This window comes from Stenotrophomonas sp. CCNWLW162, from assembly GCF_037203745.1.
Taxonomy (GTDB): domain Bacteria; phylum Pseudomonadota; class Gammaproteobacteria; order Xanthomonadales; family Xanthomonadaceae; genus Stenotrophomonas; species Stenotrophomonas maltophilia_AQ.
Genome location: NZ_JBBCBL010000001.1, coordinates 387,374 through 408,894 on the forward strand (window position 1 = coordinate 387,374; position 21,521 = coordinate 408,894).

A 21,521-nucleotide genomic window follows, 5' to 3' on the forward strand; every position below is an offset into this window, starting at 1 on the left:
ATCCGGCAAGCCGAGCACGGTCTTCGCTACAGATCCGGCCACTTCGGCCGATACCGCGCAGCAGGTCTTTCAGCACGGTGGATGGCAGGTGGTTCGCGCACTTCTGATCGGGGCGATGCTGGTCGCCAGTACGCCCGCGTGGGCCGATCCCAGCAACACGTTGCAGATCCGCCTTACCGTGGTCGAAGCCTGCAGCGCTGACACAGGCAATGCCGGCTGCCCGGTACCCCACCAGCGCAGCGACGCAGCACAGCTGCCGCCACAGATCCGCGAGCTCGTGCCGCCTGCAACCGATGACGACGAAACACCCACCGTGACCGTCATCTACTGATGCGCCTGTTGCTGCCCCTGCTTGGGTTGCTGCTGGCACTGCCTGCCGCAGCGCTGGAGCTAATGCCGACCACGTTGCAGCTGCCGGCCGAAGGTGGTCATGCCGAATTGTGGCTGCACAACCCGGGCCCAAGCCGCTGGCAGGGCCAGGTGCACATACTGGCGTGGGAACAGCACCCCGATGCCGAAGTGTTGCGGCCCAGCGACCAGATCCTGGCCAGCCCCACGCAGCTGGACCTCGCCCCCGGGGCACGCCAACGCATCTGGCTGCTGCCACGTCAGCCCGCGCCAAGTGTTGGCGAGCAGGCCTACCGGATCGTGCTGGCTCCAGGTGTACCTGACCTGCCTCGTTACTCGCTGCCGCTTTTCCGTGGCCAGGCCGCACCCGTGGCGCAGCCGCGACTGCATGCCCGCGTCGAACCGGGCATGTCGCAACCCGTGCTGCGACTGAACAACACGGGCGCCTTGCACGCCCGCCTCCACGATCTCTCGTTCATCACCGATGGCGGTCGCCGCAACCTCCTGCTGCCGGGGCTGGCCGGCTACATCCTGCCCGGCCAAGTCCGCCGCTGGGCCCTGCCCCAGCGCGCCCAGGGCTACACTGGTGGCCGGTTCCTGGCCCGGCTGCAGGACGGGCGCGAGGTCGAGTTGGCCGTGCCAGACCCTGCGATTGCAGCCAGCGCATCGAGCGGGCTATAATCGTCCGGATTCCTGCCGCATGCGTGCGCGGGAACCCGTCCACACCGGACGTCACCGGTGAATCCACACCTGCTGCCCCCATCCGTGCCGGGGTGCTCCGCAAGGAGTTCGGCCACGGAGGCAACAGGGAAGCCCAACCCCGGAACCATCCGCGCTTCCACGCGTCCCGCATACCTCTATCCCGCGGGCGGAATCGCCGGTTCCATATCAGGAGTATTGCAATGCCCCAGGTCACCATGCGTCAGATGCTGGAAGCCGGCGTCCACTTCGGCCACCAGACCCGCTACTGGAACCCGAAGATGGCTCCGTACATCTTCGGCGCCCGCGGCAAGATCCACATCATCAACCTGGAAAAGACCGTCCCGCTGTTCAACGATGCGATGAACTTCATCTCGTCGGTTGCCCAGAAGCGCGGCACCGTCCTGTTCCTGGGCACCAAGCGCAGCGCCCGCGAAACCATCAAGGAAGAAGCCGAGCGTTGCGGCATGCCGTTCATGAACCAGCGCTGGCTGGGCGGCACCCTGACCAACTTCCGTACCGTCAAGCAGTCGGTTGCCCGCCTGAAGGAACTGGAAGCCGGTGAAACCGACGGCACCTTCGAGAAGCTGGTCAAGCACGAAGTGCTGGGCCTGCGTCGCGAGCGCGACAAGCTGGAAGCCTCGCTGGGCGGCATCAAGGACATGAACCGCCTGCCGGACGCCATCTTCGTGATCGATATCGGCCACGAAGACATCGCGATCAAGGAAGCCAAGAAGCTGGGCATCCCGGTCATCGCCGTGGTTGATACCAACTACAACCCGGAACTGGTGGATTACGCGATCCCGGGCAACGACGACGCCATCCGTGCCGTGCAGCTGTACTCGCGCGCCGCCGCCGACGCCGTGCTGGAAGGCAAGGCTGCTGCTCCGCACGCCGCCACCGTCCGTGAAGAAGAGTTCGCCGACGCTCCGGCCGAAGACGCCAAGCCGGCCCGCCGCGCTCCGGCCAAGAAGGCTGCTGCCGACAAGGGCGAAGCCCAGGCCTGATCCAGGCCCCGGTGGGCGCCACGCGCCCACCTGTCCTGTCCGCTGCCGATGGCGCGACGACAGGACACTGTCACACGGGCCGGCCACCATGCCGGCCCAACCCCTTTCTTTCGTGAGGTAATCCCGTGGAAATCACTGCTTCCCTGGTCAAGGAACTGCGCGAGCGCACCGGCGCCGGCATGATGGAATGCAAGAAGGCTCTCACCGAAGCCAACGGCGACATCGACGCTGCTGCTGAAGCCATGCGCAAGTCCGGCGCTGCCAAGGCCGACAAGAAGGCTGACCGCGTGGCCGCCGAAGGCCGTCTGGGCCTGGCCCAGGATGGCGGCAAGGCCGTGCTGGTCGAAGTCAACTCGGAAACCGACTTCGTCGCCAACGACGTCAACTTCAAGAACTTCGTCGATTCCGTCGCCGCTGCCGCCCTGGCATCGGGCGCCAATGACGTCGAAGCCGTGAAGGCTGCCAAGCTGGCCGATGGCCGCACCGTTGAAGAAGCCCGCGCCACCGCCGTGCAGACCCTGGGTGAGAACATCCAGATCCGTCGCATGGTGAAGGTTGATGGCAACAACACCATCGGCGCCTACGTCCACACCAACGGCAAGGTTGGCGTGCTGGTCGACCTGGTCGGCGGCGACGTCGAGCTGGCCCGTGGCCTGGCCATGCACGTGGCTGCCCTGAAGCCGCCGCACAACAAGGCTGCGGACGTCCCGGCCGAGTTCGTCGAGAAGGAAAAGGAAATCGAGCTGGCCAAGATGTCCGAAAAGGACAAGGCCAAGCCGGCCGAGATCCTGGAAAAGATCATCAGCGGCAAGATCAACAAGATCGTCAGCGACGTGACCCTGTACGGCCAGACCTACGTGCTGGGCGACACCACCGTCGAGCAGGTGGTCAAGGCCGCTGGCGCCGACGTGGCAGGCTTCAAGCTGCTGGTCGTCGGCGAAGGCATCGAGAAGGTGGTGGAAGACTACGCCGCCGAAGTTGCCAAGGCGATGCAGGTCTGATTCCAGCCTCCCGGCTGTGATGCGACCAGAAGGAGCCGCGGGGAACCGCGGCTCTTTTTTTATGCCCGCCCCGGTGACAGGTGCGCACCGCTGGTGCCATCTCTGCCATATCTGTGGGTGCGCACCGTTGGTGCGCATACCGGCACCCAGGGTCTTTGCGTTGCGCGCGAATCAGGCCGATACTCGGCGCAGGGAATCCACAGTCACATAGCAGGAACGAAAGTCGCGGACTGTGATGTATTCCTAGGTATTCTTGTCCTAATGGAATTGAACGATCCGACATGCCTCCCGAGCTGACAGCTGCCCTGGCGCTCTGCCGCAACCTGCCTTCGCCGCCCGGTATTGCCCTGCGCATCATCGAACTGGCCCAGGACCCGGAAGCGGACATCGCCACCGCCGCCGACATCATCGCCATCGACATGGCGCTGAGCGCTCGCATGCTGCGCATCGCCAATTCGCCGCTGTATGCCAGCCGCCGCCGGATCGAGAACCTCGGCCAGGCACTGACCATGCTCGGCCTGAACGCCACGATCAGCCTCGCGCTCGGCTTCACCGTCACACAGGGCCTGACCGGTGGCGCTGGGGCCGATCATGACCTGCGCCAGCGGGCGTGGAAGCGCAGCATCCTCAGCGCACTGGCCGCCAGCCAGCTGGGCCAGGCCCGCGGCCTGCGCCGCCTGGAGGAGCTCATGCTGGCCGGCCTGCTGCAGGACCTCGGCGTACTCTGCCTGGCCCAGGCCGAATCGGAACGCTACCTGCCGCTGCTGCGCGAGGCCGGCGACAACACCGACCTGGTGGCGCGCGAGCGCAGCGAACTGGGTTGCAGCCACGCCGATGTCGGCGCCTGGGTGGCCGAACAATGGGGCCTGCCGCGCTACCTGGTGGAAAGCATCAGCCACAGCGAGGATGAAGGCGCTGCCGAATCGCCGTTCCAGGCGTGCGTACAGCTGTCCGGCGCGGTGGCCGACATCTGGCTGGATACCGATGCCGACGCCGCCCGCGAACGCGCCCTGCAGCAGGTACACGACCGCCTGGAGCTGGACAGCGCCCGCTTCGACCAGGTGCTGGCCCGCATCAGTGCCGCCCTGCCGGACATCGCCAGCCTGTTCGAGGCCGGACTGAACTCGCCGTCGCGGGTGCGCGAACTGATCGACCACGCCCAGGAACTGGCGACCCTGCGCAACCTGCGCGAACTACAGGATGCCGACCAGGCACGCCGCCGCGCCGACGAATTCGAGGCCCGGGCCAAGCGCCTGGCCGACCAGGCGCACCGCGACGCACTGACCGGCGTACTCAACCGCCGCCAGCTGGAGGCGGTGCTGGAACAGGAATTCCTGCGCGCCGGCCGCCAGGGCTGGCCACTGTCGGTGGCCTTCATCGACCTCGACGACTTCAAGAAGATCAACGACGCCCACGGCCACCTGACCGGCGACGAAGTGCTGCGGGCCTTCGCCGGCAAGCTGCAGGGCCAGCTGCGCAACAGCGACACCGTGGCCCGCTTTGGCGGTGAGGAGTTCGTCGCACTGCTGCCCAATACCAGCGAGTCGGTGGCACTGGACGTAATCCGCCGGGTATTGGCCAACATCGTTGCCACGCCGATGGCCGAGATCGAGGGTGGCCCGCTGTTCGTCACCTTCTCCGCCGGCGTGGCCACCCAGGGCGGCTACGAGCGCTTCGCTGACGTGCAGGACCTGCTGCGCGCCGCCGACGACGTGCTGTACCGCTCGAAGAACCTGGGCCGCAACCGGGTGATCGCCCGCTCGCCCGGCGCCCTCGGCCACGACGAGCTGTCAGCCACCGCCGGCGCTGAACTGGGCTGAACGAACGCCCCGGATGACCGGGGTGAACGCCGGTATTTTGCGCCGCAGTGCACAAAACACTTTGGCGCAACGCTGCATGCGCGTAGAATCGCCCGCGATTTCCACGCACCCGAGGTCCCTATGTCCAAGCTCGCCTATCGCCGCATCCTTCTGAAACTGTCCGGGGAGGCGCTGATGGGAGATGAGGACTACGGCATCGACCCGAAGATCATCAACCGCCTGGCCCGCGAGGTCATCGAAGCCCAGCAGGCCGGTGCCGAAGTGGCACTGGTGATCGGCGGCGGCAACATCTTCCGCGGTGCCGGCCTGGCCGCTGGCGGCATGGACCGGGTCACCGGCGACCAGATGGGCATGCTGGCCACGGTCATCAATGCGCTGGCCATGCAGGATGCCCTTGAAAAGCTGGGCGCCAAGGCCCGCGTGATGAGCGCGATCAAGATCAACGACGTGTGCGAGGACTACATCCGCCGCCGCGCCATCCGCCACCTGGAAAAGGGCCGCCTGGTGATCTTCGCCGCCGGCGTTGGCAGCCCGTTCTTCACCACCGATTCGGGCGCCGCCCTGCGCGCCATCGAAATCGGCGCCGACCTGCTGCTGAAGGCGACCAAGGTCGATGGCGTCTACGACAAGGACCCGAACAAGCACAGTGACGCGGTCCGCTTCGACAGCCTGAGCTACGACGAAGTGATCCGCCGCGGCCTGGAAGTGATGGATACCGCCGCCTTCGCGCTGGCGCGCGACAGCGACCTGCCGATGCGCGTGTTCGACATGGGCCAGCCGGGCGAGCTGCTGAAGATCCTCAACGGCGAGAACATCGGCACCCTGGTCCAGGGCCGCGATCCGGCCTGAGCCTGAGCGCCAGGCGAGCTGCGGGTCGATTCAGGCCCGGCAGCGTCCCGTATTCGCCTATAATCGCCCGATTCCAGTTACACCCAGGACCGGGCGATGCTCAACGACATCAAGAACAACGCGCAGACGCGCATGGCCAAGAGCATCGACGCTCTGAAGCACACCCTCACCTCGATCCGCACTGGCCGCGCCACGCCGGCCCTGCTGGACCGGGTTACGGTCAATGCCTACGGCAATGCCAGCACCCCGCTGAACCAGGTTGCGTCGATCTCCAACGCCGACGCCCACTCGCTGCTGGTCACGCCGTTCGACAAGAGCATGATCAAGGAGATCGAGAAGGGTCTCTACAACGCCGAGTTCACCCCGAACACCCTGGGCACCGCGATCCGCATCAACATGCCGCCGCCGACCGAAGAGCGCCGCAAGGAGCTGGCCAAGCAGGTGCAGAAGGAAGGTGAAGGCGCCAAGATCGCGATCCGCAACATCCGCCAGGACGCGAACAAGGAAATCGCCAAGCTGGACAAGGACAAGGCGATCAGCGAAGACGAGAAGAAGCGCGGCGAAGACGACATCCAGAAGTTGACCGACGCCAATATCAAGGACGTCGACAAGGTCGTCGCCGACAAGGAAAAAGAACTGCTGTCGGTCTGAAGTCGATGCCTTCAGTCCCGCCTCCGTTGCCGGCTGCCCTGCCCCGCCACATTGCCATCATCATGGATGGCAATGGACGCTGGGCACAGCAGCGCCGTCGCCCGCGCGTGATCGGCCACCGTGCCGGCGCGCGCGCGGTCAACCGCACCATCGAGCGCTGCCTTGAACTGGGCATCCCGGCGCTGACCCTGTTCGCGTTTTCCAGCGAGAACTGGGGCCGGCCGCAGGAAGAAGTCGACGCGTTGATGAAGCTGTTCCTCGGCGCGCTCGACCGCGAAGTGGACGAGCTGCATCGGCGTGGCGTGCGCGTACGCTTCATCGGCGAGCGCGAACGCTTCGGCGCCGGGCTGGTCAGCCGCATGCAGCTGGCCGAGCAGCGCACCGCCGACAACACCGCACTGACCCTGTCGATCGCCGCCAGTTACGGTGGCCGCCAGGACATCGCGCGTGCCGCGCGCGAACTGGCCGCCGAAGTCGCGGCAGGCCGCCTGCTGCCGGAGCAGATCGACGAATCGCTGCTGGGCCGTCAGGTCGCGCTGGCCGATCTGCCGCCGCCGGACCTGTTCATCCGCACCGGTGGCGACACCCGCATCAGCAACTTCCTGCTGTGGCAGCTGGCCTACACCGAGCTGTGGTTCACCGAGGCGCTGTGGCCGGACTTCGATGCGGCCCTGCTGCAACAGGCGCTGGACGCCTATGGCAGCCGCGAGCGGCGCTTCGGCCTGACCAGCGCCCAGATCGCCGCACTGGCCACCGAGACCACCAGCCCATGACCAAGACCCGAGTCCTCGCCGCGCTGATCATGGCGCCGGTCGCCATTGCCGCGATCCTGCTGCTGCCGACGCAATGGCTGGCCGCCGCCGCCGCCGCCGTGCTGCTGATCGGCCTGTGGGAGTGGCTGAAGCTGGCCGGGATCGAAGACACCCTGGCGCGTACCGTGCTGCTGGTGCTGAACCTGCTGCTGATGGTGCTGCTGGTCTGGGCCGATGGCAGCACGCTGGTGCTGTTCCAGATCACCACCCTGGCCGGCGTTGCCTGGTGGCTGGCGGCGCTGGTCTGGCTGCGCTTCTTCAATTTCGGTGCCCAGCCTTCGGCACCCTCGCGGATCGTGAAGATGCTGGCCGGCTCCCTGGCCATCGTCCCGGCCTGGGCCGCGCTGGTACTGATCCACGCCGGCGGCGATCCGCCCGGCAAGCAGGGCCACCTGTGGCTGCTGGCCGCACTGGCGCTGGTCTGGGCCGCCGATTCAGGCGCCTATTTCGCTGGTCGTCACTTCGGCAAGCACAAGCTGGCCCCACGCATCAGCCCGAACAAGACCTGGGAAGGCCTGTTCGGTGGCCTGCTGGCCGGTGTCGCCGTGGCCGTCGGCCTGGGCTGGCTGGCCGGCATCGACATCGCACACCTGCCGGGCCTGCTGATCACCTCGGTGGTGGCGGTGTTCGCCTCGGTGCTGGGCGATCTGTTCGAGAGCCTGATCAAGCGCCATGCCGGTGCCAAGGACTCAGGGCACCTGATCCCGGGCCATGGTGGCGTGCTCGACCGTGTCGACGGTGTTCTTGCCGCCGTGCCGGTGTTCGCGCTGGGCAAGGAAATCTTCGGGTTCTGACCATGAATGCTGTCGCAGACCTGCGCCGGGTCGCCGTGTTCGGCGCCACCGGCTCGATCGGTGCCTCCACGCTCGACGTGATCGCCCGCCACCCGCAGCGCTATCAGGCCACCGTGCTCGCCGCCGGCCGCCAGGTGCAGGCGCTGCTGGCATTGTGCCGGCAGCACCGTCCGGCGCATGCGGTGATCGCCGACGAATCGCTGTTCGCCGAGCTGCGCGACGGCCTGCGCGAGGCAGGCCTGTCCACCGAGGCCCACGCCGGCCATGCCGCGCTGGACCAGTTGGCCGCCAGCGACGCCTGCGACACCGTGGTCGCGGCGATTGTCGGCGCTGCCGGCCTGTCCTCGACCCTGGCCGCGGCCGCCGCCGGCAAGCGCATCCTGCTGGCCAACAAGGAATCACTGGTACTGGCCGGCGAACTGCTGACCCGTACCGCCCAGCAGGCAGGCGCCGAGATCATTCCGATCGACAGCGAGCACAGCGCGATCTTCCAGTGCCTGCGCTCGCGCGACGCCAGTGTCGATGGCGCCGGCGTACGCCGCATCCTGCTCACTGCGTCTGGCGGCCCGTTCCGCGGCCGCAGCCGCGCCGAGCTTGCCGCGGTCACCCCGGCGCAGGCCGTGGCCCACCCGAAGTGGTCGATGGGCCCGAAGATCTCGGTCGATTCGGCGACGTTGATGAACAAGGGCCTGGAAGTGATCGAGGCCCACCACCTGTTCGGCATCCCTGGCGAGCGCATCGAAGTGCTGGTGCACCCGCAGAGCCTGGTCCATTCGCTGGTCGAGTTCGTTGACGGCTCGACCCTGGCCCAGATGGGCCTGCCGGACATGCGCACCACCCTGGCCGTTGGCCTCGGCTGGCCGCAGCGCATCGAATCGGGCGTGGCCGGGCTGGACCTGCTGGCGCAGGGCCGCCTCGATTTCGAGGCCCCGGATACCAAAGCCTTCCCGTGCCTGGCGCTGGCCTGGCAGGCCATGCAGGCCGGCGGCACTGCCCCGGCCGTGCTGAACGCCGCCAATGAAGAGGCGGTTTCAGCGTTTCTTCAGGGCCGGATCGGTTTCCTGACCATTCCGGAACTGGTTGCTAACGCTCTTTCAACACTGCCGACCCAAGCAGCCGATACACTTGAGGTTCTGTTGTCCGCCGACCAGCGGGCACGCCAGCTCACCCTGAACACCATCGCCGCCGCCTGAACGAACGCCTCGCCCAGCATGACGACGCCGCCCCTGCCCGCCAATGTGAGCCTGCATGACTGATTTCATCGGATCGGTCTGGTGGATGATTGTCAGCCTCGGGCTGCTGGTCACCTTCCACGAATTCGGGCATTACTGGATCGGCCGCCTGTGCGGGGTCAAGGTGCTGCGCTTCTCGGTCGGCTTCGGGCGCCCGCTGTGGTCGCGCCGCGACAAGCACGGCACCGAGTTCGCCATTGCCGCCATCCCTCTGGGTGGCTACGTGAAGTTCCTCGACGAACGCGAGGTGGAGGTCCATCCGCACGAACGCGGCCAGGCTTTCAACCACAAAACGGTCTGGCAGCGCATCGCCATTGTCGCCGCCGGACCGATCGCCAACCTGCTGCTGTGCATCCTGCTGCTGTGGGCGATGTTCGTGATCGGCAAGCAGGACTATTCGCCGACCATAGGCCGCGTCAGCGGCATCGCCGCCACAGCCGGCCTCGGCAGCGGTGACCGCGTGCTGCGCGTGGACGAGCGCCAGGTGGTGACCCTGGGCGAGGCCAGCATGGCGCTGACCGCCGCGGCAATGGACCGCCGTGACGTGAAGCTGGAAGTGCTGGACCCGGCCGAACAGGTGCGCGTGCGTACCCTCCCCCTGTCGCAGCTGCCAGCCGGTTTCGATGAACGACGGGTGCCGATCCTGGCGGGCCTGTACTGGCAGTCGTGGCTGCAGCCGGCGCTGGTGGAATCGCTGACCCCGGATTCGGTCGTCAGCGGGCAACTGCAGCCGGGCGACCTGATCGTGGCCATCGACGGCCAGCGCATCGACGGCGCCGACCAGGTGATCGGTGAGATCCAGGCGCTGGGGCGTGCCGGCGGCCCGGGCATGATCGAGGTCCTGCGTGGCGGCGAGCGCCTGGCGCTGGAAGTCACGCCACGCAAGGGCCAGGACGCCAAGGGCGACCCCACCTGGCAGATCGGCGTTCAGTTCCCGACCAAATTCAGCCCACCCTACGACACCCTGCTGCGCTACGGCCCATTGGACTCGGTCACCGTCGCGGTACGTGAAACCGGCCGCCTGGCGGCCGATTCGCTCGGCATGATGGGCCGCATCGTCACCGGCAAAGCCTCGCTGCAGAACGTTTCCGGGCCGGTCACCATCGCCCGCGTGGCCAATGTCTCGGCCAAGCGCGGCCTCGACTGGTTCCTGCAGTTCCTTGCCCTGTTGTCGCTCAGCCTGTGCATCATCAACCTGCTGCCGATCCCGATCTTGGACGGCGGCCACCTGCTGTATTACCTTATCGAGTTGGTCAAGGGCAGCCCGCTGAGCGAGCGTGCCATCGCCGCCGGCCAATACATCGGCCTGGCGTTGTTGGCCGGGCTGATGGGGTTGGCGTTCTACAACGACATCCTCGGCCTGGTCCCGCGATGAACTTTTCCACGTTGTTGCCGTCTACAGCGTCGGCATCCCGCACCAATGAAATCGACCTTCCTACCGGACGTGACATGACGCGACTCCCCAATCGCCGCCTGCTGGCCCTCGCCCTCGCCGCCGTCACCGGCGCCCCCGGCCTTGCCCAGGCAGCCGAGCCCTTCACTGTCAGCGACATCCGCGTCGATGGCCTGCAGCGCATCAGCTCGGGCACGGTGTTCACCTACCTGCCGGTGGAACGTGGCGAGACGGTCACTGACAGCAAGGTCGGCGAGACCATCCGCGCCCTGTACAAGACCGGCTTCTTCGAAGACGTGCAGCTGGACCGCCAGGGCAGCATCCTGGTGGTGACCGTCAAGGAACGCCCGGCGATCAACAAGCTGACCGTGACCGGCAACAAGGACATCAAGTCCGAGCAGCTGCTCAAGGGCCTGTCCGACATCGGCCTGACCGAGGGTGGCACTTTCGACCGCCTGAGCCTGGACCGCGTGACCCAGGAACTGCGCCGCCAGTACAACGACCGTGGCAAGTACACCGTCGAGATCACCCCGACGGTGAGCCCGCTGGACCGCAACCGCGTGGACATCGCGATCGCCATCAAGGAAGGCAAGGCGGCCAAGATCCGCCACGTCAACCTGGTCGGCACCGAGAAGTTCGAGAGCAAGGACATCCTGGAAACCTGGGAGTCCAAGGAGCACAACTGGGCGTCGTGGTACCGCCGTGACGACCAGTACTCCAAGGAAAAGCTGTCCGGCGACCTGGAAAAGCTCAACTCCTGGTATCTGGATCGCGGCTACGTCGACTTCAGCATCGACTCCACCCAGGTGTCGATCAGTCCCGACAAGCGCGACATGTTCCTCACCGCCGGCGTGACCGAAGGCGCGCAGTACAAGATCTCCGAGATCAAGGTCAGCGGCGACACCATCCTCCCGCAGGAGGACGTCGAGCGCATGGTGATCCAGAAATCCGGCGACACGTTCTCGCGTGCGCTGCTGGAATTCAGCTCGGATACCATCACCAATTCGCTGTCCAACATCGGCTACGCCTTCGCCAAGGTGAACCCGATTCCGACCACCAACCGCCCCGAGCAGACCGTTGCCATCAACATGCAGGTCGTTCCCGGCCCGCGCGTGTCGGTGCGCCGCATCCTGTTCCGCGGCAATACCCGTACGTCCGACGAAGTGATGCGTCGCGAAATGCGCCAGTTCGAGAACAGCTGGTACTCGCAGGCCGCGATCGACCGCTCCAAGATCCGCCTGCAGCGCCTGGGCTACTTCGAGTCGGTGGAAGTGGAAACCCCGGCCGTCAGCGGCAGCAACGACCAGGTCGACGTCGTCTACAACGTCAAGGAAACCACCTCGGGCAGCTTCGTGTTCGGCCTGGGCTATTCGCAGTCCTACGGCATGACCACCTCGGTGCAGCTGTCGCAGAACAACTTCCTCGGCGGCGGCAACCGCGTGTCGGTCGAAGCCTCGCGCAGCAGCTACCTGCAGCGTTACGGCTTCAGCTACACCAACCCGTACTTCACCGATGACGGCGTGTCGCTGGGCTACAACCTGTCCTGGCGCGAGCTGGACTACTCCGACTTCAACACCGCGCAGTACAACAGCACCAATGGTTCGGCGCAGGTGGTGTTCGGCGTGCCGATCACCGAGACCGATACCGTCTCGCTGATGTTCGGCATCGACAGCAACCAGATCACCACCTACCAGGGCTCGACGCCGCAGTCGATCATCGACTACATCAACGTACTGGGCAGCAAGACCTTCCATGCCTGGCGCACGGAGCTGGGCTGGGCACGCGACTCGCGCAACGACTACTTCATGCCGACCCGCGGTACCTACCAGCGCGTTGGCCTGGAAACGACGCTGCCGGGCTCGACCATCGAGTACTACAAGCTGAACTACCAGATCAGCAAGTACTGGCCGATCATGCCGTCGCTGGTCATCAACACCCGCGCCGAAGTTGGTTACGGTGACAGCTATGGCAGCGACAAGACCGCAATGGTGCCGGACAAGGATGGCAACCTGCGTTCGGTCACCGCATCGGGCCTGCCTTTCTACGAGAACTTCTACGCCGGTGGTACCAACTCGGTGCGCGGTTTCGAGGACAACACCCTCGGCCCGCGTGAAGCCACCGCCGGTTATCCGGAAGGCCAGCCGCTGGGTGGTTCGCTGAAGACCGTCGGTTCGGTCGAAGCCTATTTCCCGCGCCTGTTCGACAGCCCGTCGGCGCGCGTGTCGGCCTTCGTCGACTTCGGCAACGTCTACACCGGCGTGGACAACTTCAAGGCCAACGAACTGCGCGTGTCCACCGGTGTGGCCCTGCTGTGGCGCGCCCCGGTCGGCCCGATCTCGATCAGCTACGCCTTCCCGCTGAAGAAGGAAGACGGCGACAAGGTCGAGCGGCTGCAATTCACGTTCGGTGGCCAGTTCTGAGGAACGTCGTTCCTCAGAACTGATCCACCTCCGGTGAATTGCCCCCGCATTTCACCTATCCCCCGCGCCGCTGGCGCGCCCCCCTTAACAAAGGGGGGCTCTCCACCAGTCGGGGTGCGAAGCGCCGGGCATTGCCCGGCGTTTTCGTTCTACTTGCTCGCCGCCGCCGTTACTTCCCGCGCTCGCGTGAAATCATCTGGCGATGGCGCAGGGGGCTGACCAGGACCGTTGGCGCCATGGATGGCGCCATCGAGCCCCCAGGGATGGGTTTACGGCGTGTCCTGGGCAGCCCCCTGCGCCATCACCCCGGGACATCAGGCAGGCGCCGCTTTTGACCCTGCATGACCGAAATGGCGTCACACGTTAAACTCCCGCCGTGAATACTCCCACCTACACCGCCCAGCAACTCGCCGAGCAGTTCGGCCTGCAGGTCCATGGCGACCCCGCCACCGCCATCCATGGCGTGGCCACCCTCGCCCATGCCGGCCCAGGCCAGCTGACCTTCCTCGCCAACCCGCGCTACCGTGCGCAGCTGGCCGACAGCCACGCCTCGCTGGTGGTGCTGCGTGCCGAAGACGCCGAGGCCGCCCCCGGCGCCGCGCTCGTGGCCAAGGACCCGTACACCACCTTCGCCAAGATCGCTGCACTGTTCGACATCGCGCCGACGCGCCCGCCGGGCATCCATCCCAGCGCCGTCATCGATCCCAGCGCCCAGGTCGCGGCCAGCGCGCATATCGGTCCGTTCGTCTCCATCGGCGCACGCAGCGTGGTCGGTGAGAACTGCATCATCGGCACCGGCAGCGTGATCGGCGAAGACTGCAGCCTGGACTCCGGCTGTGAACTGATTGCCCGGGTTACCCTGGTGACCCGGGTCAAGCTCGGCAAGCGCGTCCGCGTGCACCCCGGTGCCGTGCTCGGCGCCGATGGCTTCGGCCTGGCGATGGACGCCGGCAAGTGGATCAAGGTGCCGCAGCTCGGTGGTGTCCGCATCGGCGACGACTGCGAGATCGGAGCCAATACCTGCGTCGACCGCGGAGCGCTGGAAGACACGGTGCTGGATGAGGACGTTCGTCTGGACAACCTGGTGCAGATCGCGCACAACGTGCAGATCGGCGCGCACTCGGCCATCGCCGGCTGCACCGGCATCGCCGGCAGCGCCAAGATCGGCCGCTACTGCCTGCTCGGCGGCCACGTCGGCGTAGTCGGCCACCTCGAGATCTGCGACAAGGTCGTGATCACCGGCAAGTCCGTGGTCCGCAACTCCATCCATGAGCCGGGCGAATACTCGTCCGGTACCCCGTTGACCGATAACCGCACGTGGCGCAAGAACGCCGCGCGCTTCAAGCAGCTGGACGTATTGGCTCGCCGCGTCCTGGCTGCTGGCAAGGAGAAAGAATGAACGACACGCTGCAGCTTCCGATCGACGTCTGCCAGATCCAGGAACTGCTCCCGCACCGTTACCCGTTCCTGCTGGTCGACCGGGTGCTTGAGCTCGACATCGAGGCCAAGCGCATCCTGGCGCAGAAGAACGTGAGCATCAACGAGCCCTTCTTCCAGGGTCATTTCCCGGGCCGCCCGATCATGCCCGGCGTGCTGATCATCGAAGCGCTGGCCCAGGCCGGTGGCGTGATGACCCAGCTCACGCTCGGCCGCGACTCGCAGTCCAAGCTGTTCTACATGGTCAAGGTGGAAAACGCCCGCTTCAACAAGCAGGTCGTCCCCGGCGACGTACTGCTGCTGGATGTGCAGATGAAGCGCTTGATCCGCAACATGGGCTGGTACTACGGCGAAGCCAAGGTCAACGGTGAAGTCGTTGCCTCGGCCGAAGTCATGTGCGCCGGCGCCAAGGGCTGATCCACTGGAGGCAGGAATGACTGACAACGCACCCCGGATCCACCCGACCGCCGTCATCGATCCGGCCGCGCGCCTGGCCGATGACGTCCAGGTGGGCGCCTTCACCCTGATCGGTGCCGATGTGGAAATCGGCGCCGGCACGGTGGTCGGCCCCCATTGCAGCATCCACGGCCCGACCCGGATCGGCCGCGACAACCGCTTCGTCGGCCACGCCGCGATCGGTGGCGAACCGCAGGACAAGAAGTTTGCTGGTGAGCGCACCGAGCTGGTGATCGGCGACCGCAACGTGTTCCGTGAATTCGTGACCGTGAACCGCGGCACCGGCGGTGGCGGTGGCATCACCACCATCGGCAACGACAACTGGATGCTGGCCTACACGCATGTGGCGCACGACTGCCATGTCGGCAACTTCTGCGTGTTCTCCAACAACACCACCCTGGCGGGCCACGTGACCGTGGGCGACTACGTGATCATCAGCGGCTTCGCCGGTGCCCACCAGTTCTGCCGCATCGGCGCGCATGCCTTCCTCGGCATGGGCGCGCTGACCAACGGTGACGTGCCGCCGTTCACCATGGTCGGCACCGACTCTCTGGGGCGCCCGCGAGGCATCAACAGCGAAGGCCTGAAGCGCCGTGGCTTCGATGCCGAGCGCATCTCCGCCATCAAGCGTGCCTACCGCACGCTGTACGTGGCCGGCCTGCCGCTGGCCGAGGCCAAGCAGCAGCTGACCGAACAGGCGCGCGGCAGCGATGACGTGAAGGCCATGCTGGACTTCATCGAGCACGCCGAGAGGCCGTTGCTGCGATGAGCAACGCGACCGGCCAGGCGCCGGCCAGCGCCGCCGTGATCCCGCTGGCCTCGATGGCCGGCAGCGTCCCTGCGCAGCGGGTGCTCAGCGAGCGCCCACTGCGTATCGCCCTCGTCGCCGGTGAAGCCTCCGGCGACCTGCTCGGTGCAGGCCTGGTGCGTGAACTGAAGGCGCGCTTCCCGAATGCCGAATTCGCCGGCATCGGCGGCGATGCGATGCGCAGCGCCGGCTGCCAGACCTGGCACGATGCCAGCGAACTGGCGGTGATGGGCCTGACCGAAGTACTGCGCCACCTGCCACGCCTGCTGAAGCTGCGCTCGGCGTTCCGCCAGCGTGCGCTGGATTGGCAGCCGGATGTGTTCATCGGTATCGACGCCCCCGACTTCAACCTCGGTATCGAGCGCTGGCTGAAGCAGCGTGGTGTGCGCACCGTGCATTACGTCAGCCCCTCTGTCTGGGCCTGGCGCGAGAAGCGCGCCGAGAAGATCGGCAGCAGTGCCGACCTGGTGCTGTGCCTGTTCCCGATGGAACCGCCGATCTATGCCAAGCACGGCGTCGACGCGCGCTTCGTCGGTCATCCGATGGCCGATGACATTCCGCTGCACGGCAACCGTGAGGAAGCCCGTGCCGCACTGGGTTTGCCGACCTCGGCCAAGGTGCTGGCGGTGCTGCCGGGCAGCCGCCTGGGTGAAATCTCGCGGCTGGGTGAGCCGTTCTTCGAGGCCGCCTGGCAGGTCTCCGAGCGCATCCCCGGCCTGCATGTGGTGGTGCCTGCCGCCAACCCAGCCTGCAAGCGCCTGATCGAAGAGCAGCTGTCGCGCTCGGCGTTGCCGGTGGCGTACTCGCATGTGCTCGACGGCCAGGCCCGCAACGCGATGATCGCGGCCGACGTGGTGGTGCTGGCTTCCGGCACCGCGACCCTGGAAGCAATGCTGGTGAAACGGCCGATGGTGGTCGGCTACCGCGTCAACGAGCTGACCTACCGGCTGGTCAAGGCGCTGGGTCTGATCAAGGTGGACCGTTTCGCACTGCCCAACATCCTGGCTGGCCAGGACCTGGCGCCGGAACTGATGCAGCACGACTGCACGCCGGACAAACTGGCGGCTGCGGTCCAGCAATGGTTCGACCACCCGCAGCGGGTGACCGATCTGCAGGGCACCTATGCCCGCCTGCATGAGCGCCTGCGCCGCAATGCCTCGGCCCGCGCCGCCGACGCCGTCGGCGAACTGCTGATGCGCGAACAGGACCAGGCATGAGCCGCCGCCACGCCGCAGCGGCCAGCCTGGCGCTGTTCGACGGCGGCGCGGTGATCGAACCGGAGCGCCTGGTCGCCGGCGTCGACGAAGCCGGCCGTGGCCCGCTGGCCGGGCCGGTAGCGGTGGCGGCGGTGGTATTCGATCCATCGCGGCCACGCATCAATGGCCTGGACGATTCCAAGCAGCTGACCGCGGCCCGTCGCGAGCAACTGCATGATCGCATCATCGAACGGGCGCTGGCCTGGCACGTAGTGCTGGTGGACGTGGACACCATCGACCGCCTGAACATCTACCAGGCGACCCTGCAGGGTATGCGCGACGTGGTTGCGGCCGTGGCCCATGTGGCGGGCTTCGCCCGCATCGATGGCAACGTGGTGCCGAAGGGCCTGGTGCTGCCGGCACAGGCGCTGGTCGGAGGCGACGGCATCGACCGCGCCATCATGGCGGCCTCGATCCTGGCCAAGGTTTCGCGCGACCGTTACATGCTGGACGTGCATGCCCTCCACCCGCAATACGGCTTCGAGCAGCACAAGGGCTACGGCACCCCCGCCCACCTGGCCGCCCTGCGCGAGCACGGGCCCTGCCTGGAGCACCGGCGCAGCTTCGCCCCGGTGCGCGAGTGCCTGGAAACGCCGCCCGCGGCGGCTGACATCGCCATCGCGATCGCCTGAACAACGGCCGCCGGGCATGGCCCGGCGCTACCACGGCAGCGTGGACGCACCCGGCGACCGGGAAATCCACGTACACGGCAATATGAACGCATCCGGTAGCGCCGGGCCATGCCCGGCGGCATGCGCGCAATCGCCGTACCGTCAAGCCTTGTCGCCACCCCCTGCCCTCGCTACCCTGACCAGGCACTCCAGCGCTTCCCGACCCCGGCGACGATTCCCCCGTCAGCACCCGGGGCCCGCGCGCTCCAACCTGGTCCGGCATGTCCAACTCCCGCTTCGTACATCTCCACGTCCACACCGAGTTCTCGCTGGCGGACTCGACCATCCGCGTGCCGGCCAAACCCGATCAGGCCGACCCGAAGAAGGCCAAGCAGGCCAACCTGCTGTCGCGCTCGGTCGAGCTTGGCCTGCCCGCACTGGCGGTGACCGACCTCAACAACCTGTTCGCCCTGGTCAAGTTCTACAAGGCGGCCGAAGGCGTGGGCATCAAGCCGATCGCCGGCGCCGATGTGCTGATCGCCGAGGACGGGCAGGACCCGTGGCGGATGACGCTGCTGTGCCGCGACCGCGAGGGCTACCTGAGCCTGTCGCGCCTGCTGACCCGCGCCTGGATGGAAGGCCATCGCCCCGAAGGCGGCGTTGCAATCCACCCGGACTGGCTGAAGGCCGGCAACGCCAACCTGTTCGCACTCGCTGGCCGGCAGAGCCTGGCCGGGCGCCTGGCGCTGGACGGCAAGCATGAACTGGCCGAGCAGCAGCTGGCCGACTGGCAACGCGTGTTCGGCGACGGCCTGCACCTGGAGCTGACCCGCACCGGCCGCGAAGGCGAAGAAACCTTCAACCAGTTCGCACTGATGGCGGCCGGCCAGCGTGGCCTGCCGGTGGTGGCCAGCAACGACGTGCGCTTCCTGTCGCCGACGGATTTCAGCGCGCACGAAGCGCGCGTATGCATTTCCACCGGCCGCGTGCTGGACGATCCCAAGCGCCCGCGCGAGTACAGCGACCAGCAGTACCTGAAGTCGGCCGAGGAGATGTGTGCGCTGTTCGCCGACATCCCCGATGCGATCGACAACACGCTGGCGCTGGCCGAACGCTGCAACATCGAGATGCGGCTGGGCACCTACTTCCTGCCCAACTACCCGGTGCCCGACGACGAGACCCTGGACACCTGGATCCAGAAGATGTCGCGCGACGGCCTGGAAGAGCGCCTGGAGAAAAATCCGCTGGCGCCGGGCAAGACCCGCGAGGAGTACTTCGAACGCCTGGAGTTCGAGCTCAACACCATCATCAAGATGGGCTTCCCGGGTTACTTCCTGATCGTTGCCGACTTCATCCAGTGGGGCAAGAACCAGGGCATCCCGATCGGCCCGGGCCGTGGTTCGGGTGCCGGCTCGCTGGTGGCGTGGGCGCTGAAGATCACCGACCTGGACCCGCTGCCGTACAACCTGCTGTTCGAGCGATTCCTCAATCCGGAACGCGTGTCGATGCCCGACTTCGACATCGACTTCTGCATGGACCGCCGCGACGAGGTGATCGACTACGTCGCGCGCAAGTACGGGCGCGAGCGCGTCAGCCAGATCATCACCTACGGCACCATGGCCGCAAAGGCAGTGGTGCGTGACTCCGGTCGCGTGCTCGGTTTCCCGTACGGCCTGGTCGACGGCGTCTCCAAGCTGATCCCGAACATCCTCGGCATCCACCTGAAGGATGCGCTGGGCAAGGGCAAGGAAGGCCCCAGCTCGGAAATGGCCTCGGCCGAACTGATCCAGCGCTACGAAACCGAGGACGATGTCCGCGACCTGATCGACCTGGCGCTGCAGTTGGAAGACCTGACCCGCAACGCCGGCAAGCATGCCGGTGGCGTGGTGATCGGTCCCGAGCCGCTGAGCGAGTTCTGCCCGCTGTACGCCGAACACGACGAGAACGGGCTCGGCAAGAACCCGGTCACCCAGTTCGACAAGAACGACGTGGAAGAAGTGGGCCTGGTGAAGTTCGACTTCCTCGGCCTGCGCACGCTGACCATCATCGACTGGGCGGTGAAGGCGATCAACAAGCGCCATGAGCGCGCCGGCATTCCGCCGGTGGACATCGCCGCGATTCCGCTGGACGACACGCCCACCTACAAGGACATCTTCGCCAACGGCAATACCGGCGCGGTGTTCCAGTTCGAATCCTCGGGCATGCGGCGCCTGCTGAAGGACGCGCGCCCTGACCGGTTCGAAGACCTGATCGCGCTGGTGTCGCTGTACCGCCCCGGCCCGATGGACCTGATTCCTTCCTTCAACGCGCGTAAGCACGGCCAGGAAGAAATCATCTATCCCGATCCGCGCACCGAAGCCATCCTGAAGGACACCTACGGCATCATGGTGTACCAGGAGCAGGTGATGCAGATGGCGCAGATCGTCGGCGGTTACTCGCTGGGCGGCGCCGACCTGCTGCGCCGTGCGATGGGCAAGAAGGTGCCGGCCGAAATGGCCAAGCACCGCGAGATCTTCCGCGAAGGTGCGGCCAAGGATGGCGTGGACGAAGCCAAGGCCGACGCGATCTTCGACCTGATGGAGAAGTTCGCCGGCTACGGCTTCAACAAGTCGCACGCCGCCGCCTACGCGCTGGTCAGTTACCAGACCGCCTGGCTCAAGCGCCATTACCCGGCCGAGTTCATGGCGGCCACGCTGTCCTCGGACCTGGACAACACCGAGAAGGTGGTGGGCTTCCTGGACGAGGTGCGCAACCTGGGCCTGACCGTGCTGCCGCCGAAGGTGAACCACTCGGCCTTCATGTTCGAAGCGGTCACCCCGGACACCATCCAGTACGGCCTGGGCGCGATCAAGGGCGTCGGCCAGGGTGCCTGCGAGGCGGTGGTGGACGAACGCCTGAAGGGCGGCGACTACAAGGACCTGCTCGACTTCTGCACCCGCGTCGGTTCGGCCAAGCTCAACCGGCGCACGCTGGAGGCGATGATCAACTGCGGCGCGCTGGACGAGCTGGGCCACAATCGCGCCTCGTTGATGCTGCAGCTGCCGGAAGTGATCAAGGCCACCGAGCAGATGGCGCGCGAGCGTGCCTCCGGCCAGAACTCGCTGTTCGGTGGCCCCGACCCGAGCACGGTGACCATCCAGCTGGACCTTCCCGAAGCCGAGGAATGGCCGCTGCTGCAGCGCCTCAATGGCGAGCGCGACACGCTGGGCTTCTACCTCAGCGGCCACCCCTTCGACCCCTGGCGTGACGATGTGCGCGACCTGGTCGGTACTGACCTGGGTTCAGTGGAAAAGATCTGGAGCGCCAACAGCGGTGGCGGTGGCGGCGGCGAGAAGCGCTGGCGACCGGAAGTGCAGACGGTGCTGGCCGGCCAGGTGGTCGGCGTGCGCCGCAAGGGTGAAAGCCAGATCTTCATCCAGCTCGAAGATGGTCGCGGTCGCGTCGAGTGCAGCGCGTTCTCCGACGCGATGGCCGAGTTCGGCCACCTGATGACCAAGGACCGCATCCTGGTGGTCAAGGGTGGCCTGCGCGAGGACGAATTCAACGGCGGTTTCGCATTGCGCATCCGCCAGTGCTGGGACTTCGACGAAGTCTGCGCCAACTACGCCACGCGGCTGTCGCTGCGCCTGGACCTGCGCCAGCAGCGCCCGGTATGGGAGCGCATCGACGCCCTGCTCGACCGCCACCGCCCCGGCCGCACGCCGCTGCGCCTGGACCTGCTGCTGAAAGGGCCGCACGGCGGCGTCGCCGGCATGCTCGATGTGTCCGGGCAGAGCGCGGTACGCATCGATTCCAAGCTGATGGAGGCGCTGCGCGCCGACCCGGCCGTGCGCACGCTGAAGGTGCGCTACAGCCCGCCATGGGCCAGCTGAGGCTGGCTCCCTGGTTTTCCTGAAACTTCTGTTTTCCCCGTTCCAAGTATCAAGG

Annotated in this window: 18 protein-coding genes; all 18 read left to right on the top strand. The window is 66.6% G+C overall.

Annotated features, from left to right (window positions below; translation table 11 throughout):
• The first annotated feature begins 115 nt into the window (after nt 1-115).
• The 18 genes from V9K93_RS01905 (at nt 116) to dnaE (ending at nt 21,466) form a co-directional block, all read left to right on the top strand.
• Nucleotides 116-331, top strand: a complete 216-nt coding sequence (locus V9K93_RS01905) for a hypothetical protein (protein WP_046983134.1) — start codon at nt 116-118, stop codon at nt 329-331.
• Complete coding sequence (locus V9K93_RS01910; RefSeq protein WP_046983135.1) at nt 331-1,029, top strand: fimbrial biogenesis chaperone; 699 nt, start codon at nt 331-333, stop codon at nt 1,027-1,029. The genes V9K93_RS01905 and V9K93_RS01910 overlap by 1 nt, the downstream gene beginning before the upstream one ends.
• Before the next feature lie 221 nt (nt 1,030-1,250).
• Nucleotides 1,251-2,054 carry a 30S ribosomal protein S2 gene (rpsB, locus tag V9K93_RS01915; RefSeq protein ID WP_012510514.1) on the top strand — a complete coding sequence of 268 codons (804 nt, stop codon included), beginning with the start codon at nt 1,251-1,253 and terminating at the stop codon, nt 2,052-2,054.
• Nucleotides 2,055-2,179: 125 nt separating this feature from the next.
• A complete protein-coding gene (tsf, locus tag V9K93_RS01920) occupies nt 2,180-3,055 on the top strand; it encodes a translation elongation factor Ts (RefSeq protein ID WP_046983136.1) in 876 nt (291 codons plus the stop codon).
• A gap of 281 nt (nt 3,056-3,336) precedes the next feature.
• Nucleotides 3,337-4,875, top strand: a complete 1,539-nt coding sequence (locus V9K93_RS01925; protein WP_046983137.1) for a GGDEF domain-containing protein — start codon at nt 3,337-3,339, stop codon at nt 4,873-4,875.
• A 120-nt stretch (nt 4,876-4,995) separates the two neighbouring features.
• Nucleotides 4,996-5,724: a UMP kinase gene (gene pyrH, locus V9K93_RS01930; protein ID WP_005408745.1), complete on the top strand. Its 729-nt coding sequence runs from the start codon at nt 4,996-4,998 to the stop codon at nt 5,722-5,724.
• 96 nt (nt 5,725-5,820) lie between these two features.
• Nucleotides 5,821-6,375, top strand: coding sequence for a ribosome recycling factor (gene frr / locus V9K93_RS01935; protein ID WP_004151064.1), 555 nt, complete (start codon nt 5,821-5,823; stop codon nt 6,373-6,375).
• Nucleotides 6,376-6,380: 5 nt separating this feature from the next.
• Nucleotides 6,381-7,148: a polyprenyl diphosphate synthase gene (gene uppS, locus V9K93_RS01940; RefSeq protein WP_046983138.1), complete on the top strand. Its 768-nt coding sequence runs from the start codon at nt 6,381-6,383 to the stop codon at nt 7,146-7,148.
• On the top strand, nt 7,145-7,981 hold the full coding sequence (locus tag V9K93_RS01945) for a phosphatidate cytidylyltransferase (RefSeq protein ID WP_046983139.1): 837 nt from the start codon (nt 7,145-7,147) through the stop codon (nt 7,979-7,981). The genes uppS and V9K93_RS01945 overlap by 4 nt, the downstream gene beginning before the upstream one ends.
• A gap of 2 nt (nt 7,982-7,983) precedes the next feature.
• Nucleotides 7,984-9,174: a 1-deoxy-D-xylulose-5-phosphate reductoisomerase gene (locus V9K93_RS01950; RefSeq protein WP_046983140.1), complete on the top strand. Its 1,191-nt coding sequence runs from the start codon at nt 7,984-7,986 to the stop codon at nt 9,172-9,174.
• Between the two features lie 55 nt (nt 9,175-9,229).
• Nucleotides 9,230-10,588 carry an RIP metalloprotease RseP gene (rseP, locus tag V9K93_RS01955; protein WP_046983141.1) on the top strand — a complete coding sequence of 453 codons (1,359 nt, stop codon included), beginning with the start codon at nt 9,230-9,232 and terminating at the stop codon, nt 10,586-10,588.
• Between the two features lie 74 nt (nt 10,589-10,662).
• Entirely contained in the window at nt 10,663-13,026 is a 2,364-nt protein-coding gene (gene bamA / locus V9K93_RS01960) for an outer membrane protein assembly factor BamA (protein WP_046983142.1), read from the top strand.
• Nucleotides 13,027-13,402: 376 nt separating this feature from the next.
• On the top strand, nt 13,403-14,425 hold the full coding sequence (lpxD, locus tag V9K93_RS01965; protein WP_046983143.1) for a UDP-3-O-(3-hydroxymyristoyl)glucosamine N-acyltransferase: 1,023 nt from the start codon (nt 13,403-13,405) through the stop codon (nt 14,423-14,425).
• A complete protein-coding gene (fabZ, locus tag V9K93_RS01970; protein ID WP_004150978.1) occupies nt 14,422-14,880 on the top strand; it encodes a 3-hydroxyacyl-ACP dehydratase FabZ in 459 nt (152 codons plus the stop codon). The genes lpxD and fabZ overlap by 4 nt, the downstream gene beginning before the upstream one ends.
• A gap of 16 nt (nt 14,881-14,896) precedes the next feature.
• Complete coding sequence (lpxA, locus tag V9K93_RS01975) at nt 14,897-15,688, top strand: acyl-ACP--UDP-N-acetylglucosamine O-acyltransferase (RefSeq protein ID WP_012510508.1); 792 nt, start codon at nt 14,897-14,899, stop codon at nt 15,686-15,688.
• Nucleotides 15,685-16,944 (top strand): lipid-A-disaccharide synthase, encoded by a 1,260-nt coding sequence (lpxB, locus tag V9K93_RS01980; protein ID WP_046983144.1) that lies wholly within the window; start codon nt 15,685-15,687, stop codon nt 16,942-16,944. The genes lpxA and lpxB overlap by 4 nt, the downstream gene beginning before the upstream one ends.
• A complete protein-coding gene (rnhB, locus tag V9K93_RS01985; RefSeq protein ID WP_046983145.1) occupies nt 16,941-17,615 on the top strand; it encodes a ribonuclease HII in 675 nt (224 codons plus the stop codon). The genes lpxB and rnhB overlap by 4 nt, the downstream gene beginning before the upstream one ends.
• 260 nt (nt 17,616-17,875) lie before the next feature.
• Nucleotides 17,876-21,466, top strand: coding sequence for a DNA polymerase III subunit alpha (gene dnaE, locus V9K93_RS01990; RefSeq protein WP_046983146.1), 3,591 nt, complete (start codon nt 17,876-17,878; stop codon nt 21,464-21,466).
• Nucleotides 21,467-21,521: the final 55 nt, after the last annotated feature.

Excerpts from the sequence above, each read along its gene's own strand:
- lpxA (WP_012510508.1), top strand. The coding sequence starts at position 14,897 with ATGACTGACAACGCACCCCGGATCCACCCGACCGCCGTCATCGATCCG.
- dnaE (WP_046983146.1), top strand. The coding sequence starts at position 17,876 with ATGTCCAACTCCCGCTTCGTACATCTCCACGTCCACACCGAGTTCTCG.
- V9K93_RS01910 (WP_046983135.1), top strand. The coding sequence starts at position 331 with ATGCGCCTGTTGCTGCCCCTGCTTGGGTTGCTGCTGGCACTGCCTGCC.
- bamA (WP_046983142.1), top strand. The coding sequence starts at position 10,663 with ATGACGCGACTCCCCAATCGCCGCCTGCTGGCCCTCGCCCTCGCCGCC.
- V9K93_RS01925 (WP_046983137.1), top strand. The coding sequence starts at position 3,337 with ATGCCTCCCGAGCTGACAGCTGCCCTGGCGCTCTGCCGCAACCTGCCT.
- V9K93_RS01945 (WP_046983139.1), top strand. The coding sequence starts at position 7,145 with ATGACCAAGACCCGAGTCCTCGCCGCGCTGATCATGGCGCCGGTCGCC.
- lpxB (WP_046983144.1), top strand. The coding sequence starts at position 15,685 with ATGAGCAACGCGACCGGCCAGGCGCCGGCCAGCGCCGCCGTGATCCCG.
- rnhB (WP_046983145.1), top strand. The coding sequence starts at position 16,941 with ATGAGCCGCCGCCACGCCGCAGCGGCCAGCCTGGCGCTGTTCGACGGC.
- rpsB (WP_012510514.1), top strand. The coding sequence starts at position 1,251 with ATGCCCCAGGTCACCATGCGTCAGATGCTGGAAGCCGGCGTCCACTTC.
- V9K93_RS01905 (WP_046983134.1), top strand. The coding sequence starts at position 116 with ATGCTGGTCGCCAGTACGCCCGCGTGGGCCGATCCCAGCAACACGTTG.
- V9K93_RS01950 (WP_046983140.1), top strand. The coding sequence starts at position 7,984 with ATGAATGCTGTCGCAGACCTGCGCCGGGTCGCCGTGTTCGGCGCCACC.
- frr (WP_004151064.1), top strand. The coding sequence starts at position 5,821 with ATGCTCAACGACATCAAGAACAACGCGCAGACGCGCATGGCCAAGAGC.
- pyrH (WP_005408745.1), top strand. The coding sequence starts at position 4,996 with ATGTCCAAGCTCGCCTATCGCCGCATCCTTCTGAAACTGTCCGGGGAG.
- uppS (WP_046983138.1), top strand. The coding sequence starts at position 6,381 with ATGCCTTCAGTCCCGCCTCCGTTGCCGGCTGCCCTGCCCCGCCACATT.
- fabZ (WP_004150978.1), top strand. The coding sequence starts at position 14,422 with ATGAACGACACGCTGCAGCTTCCGATCGACGTCTGCCAGATCCAGGAA.
- rseP (WP_046983141.1), top strand. The coding sequence starts at position 9,230 with ATGACTGATTTCATCGGATCGGTCTGGTGGATGATTGTCAGCCTCGGG.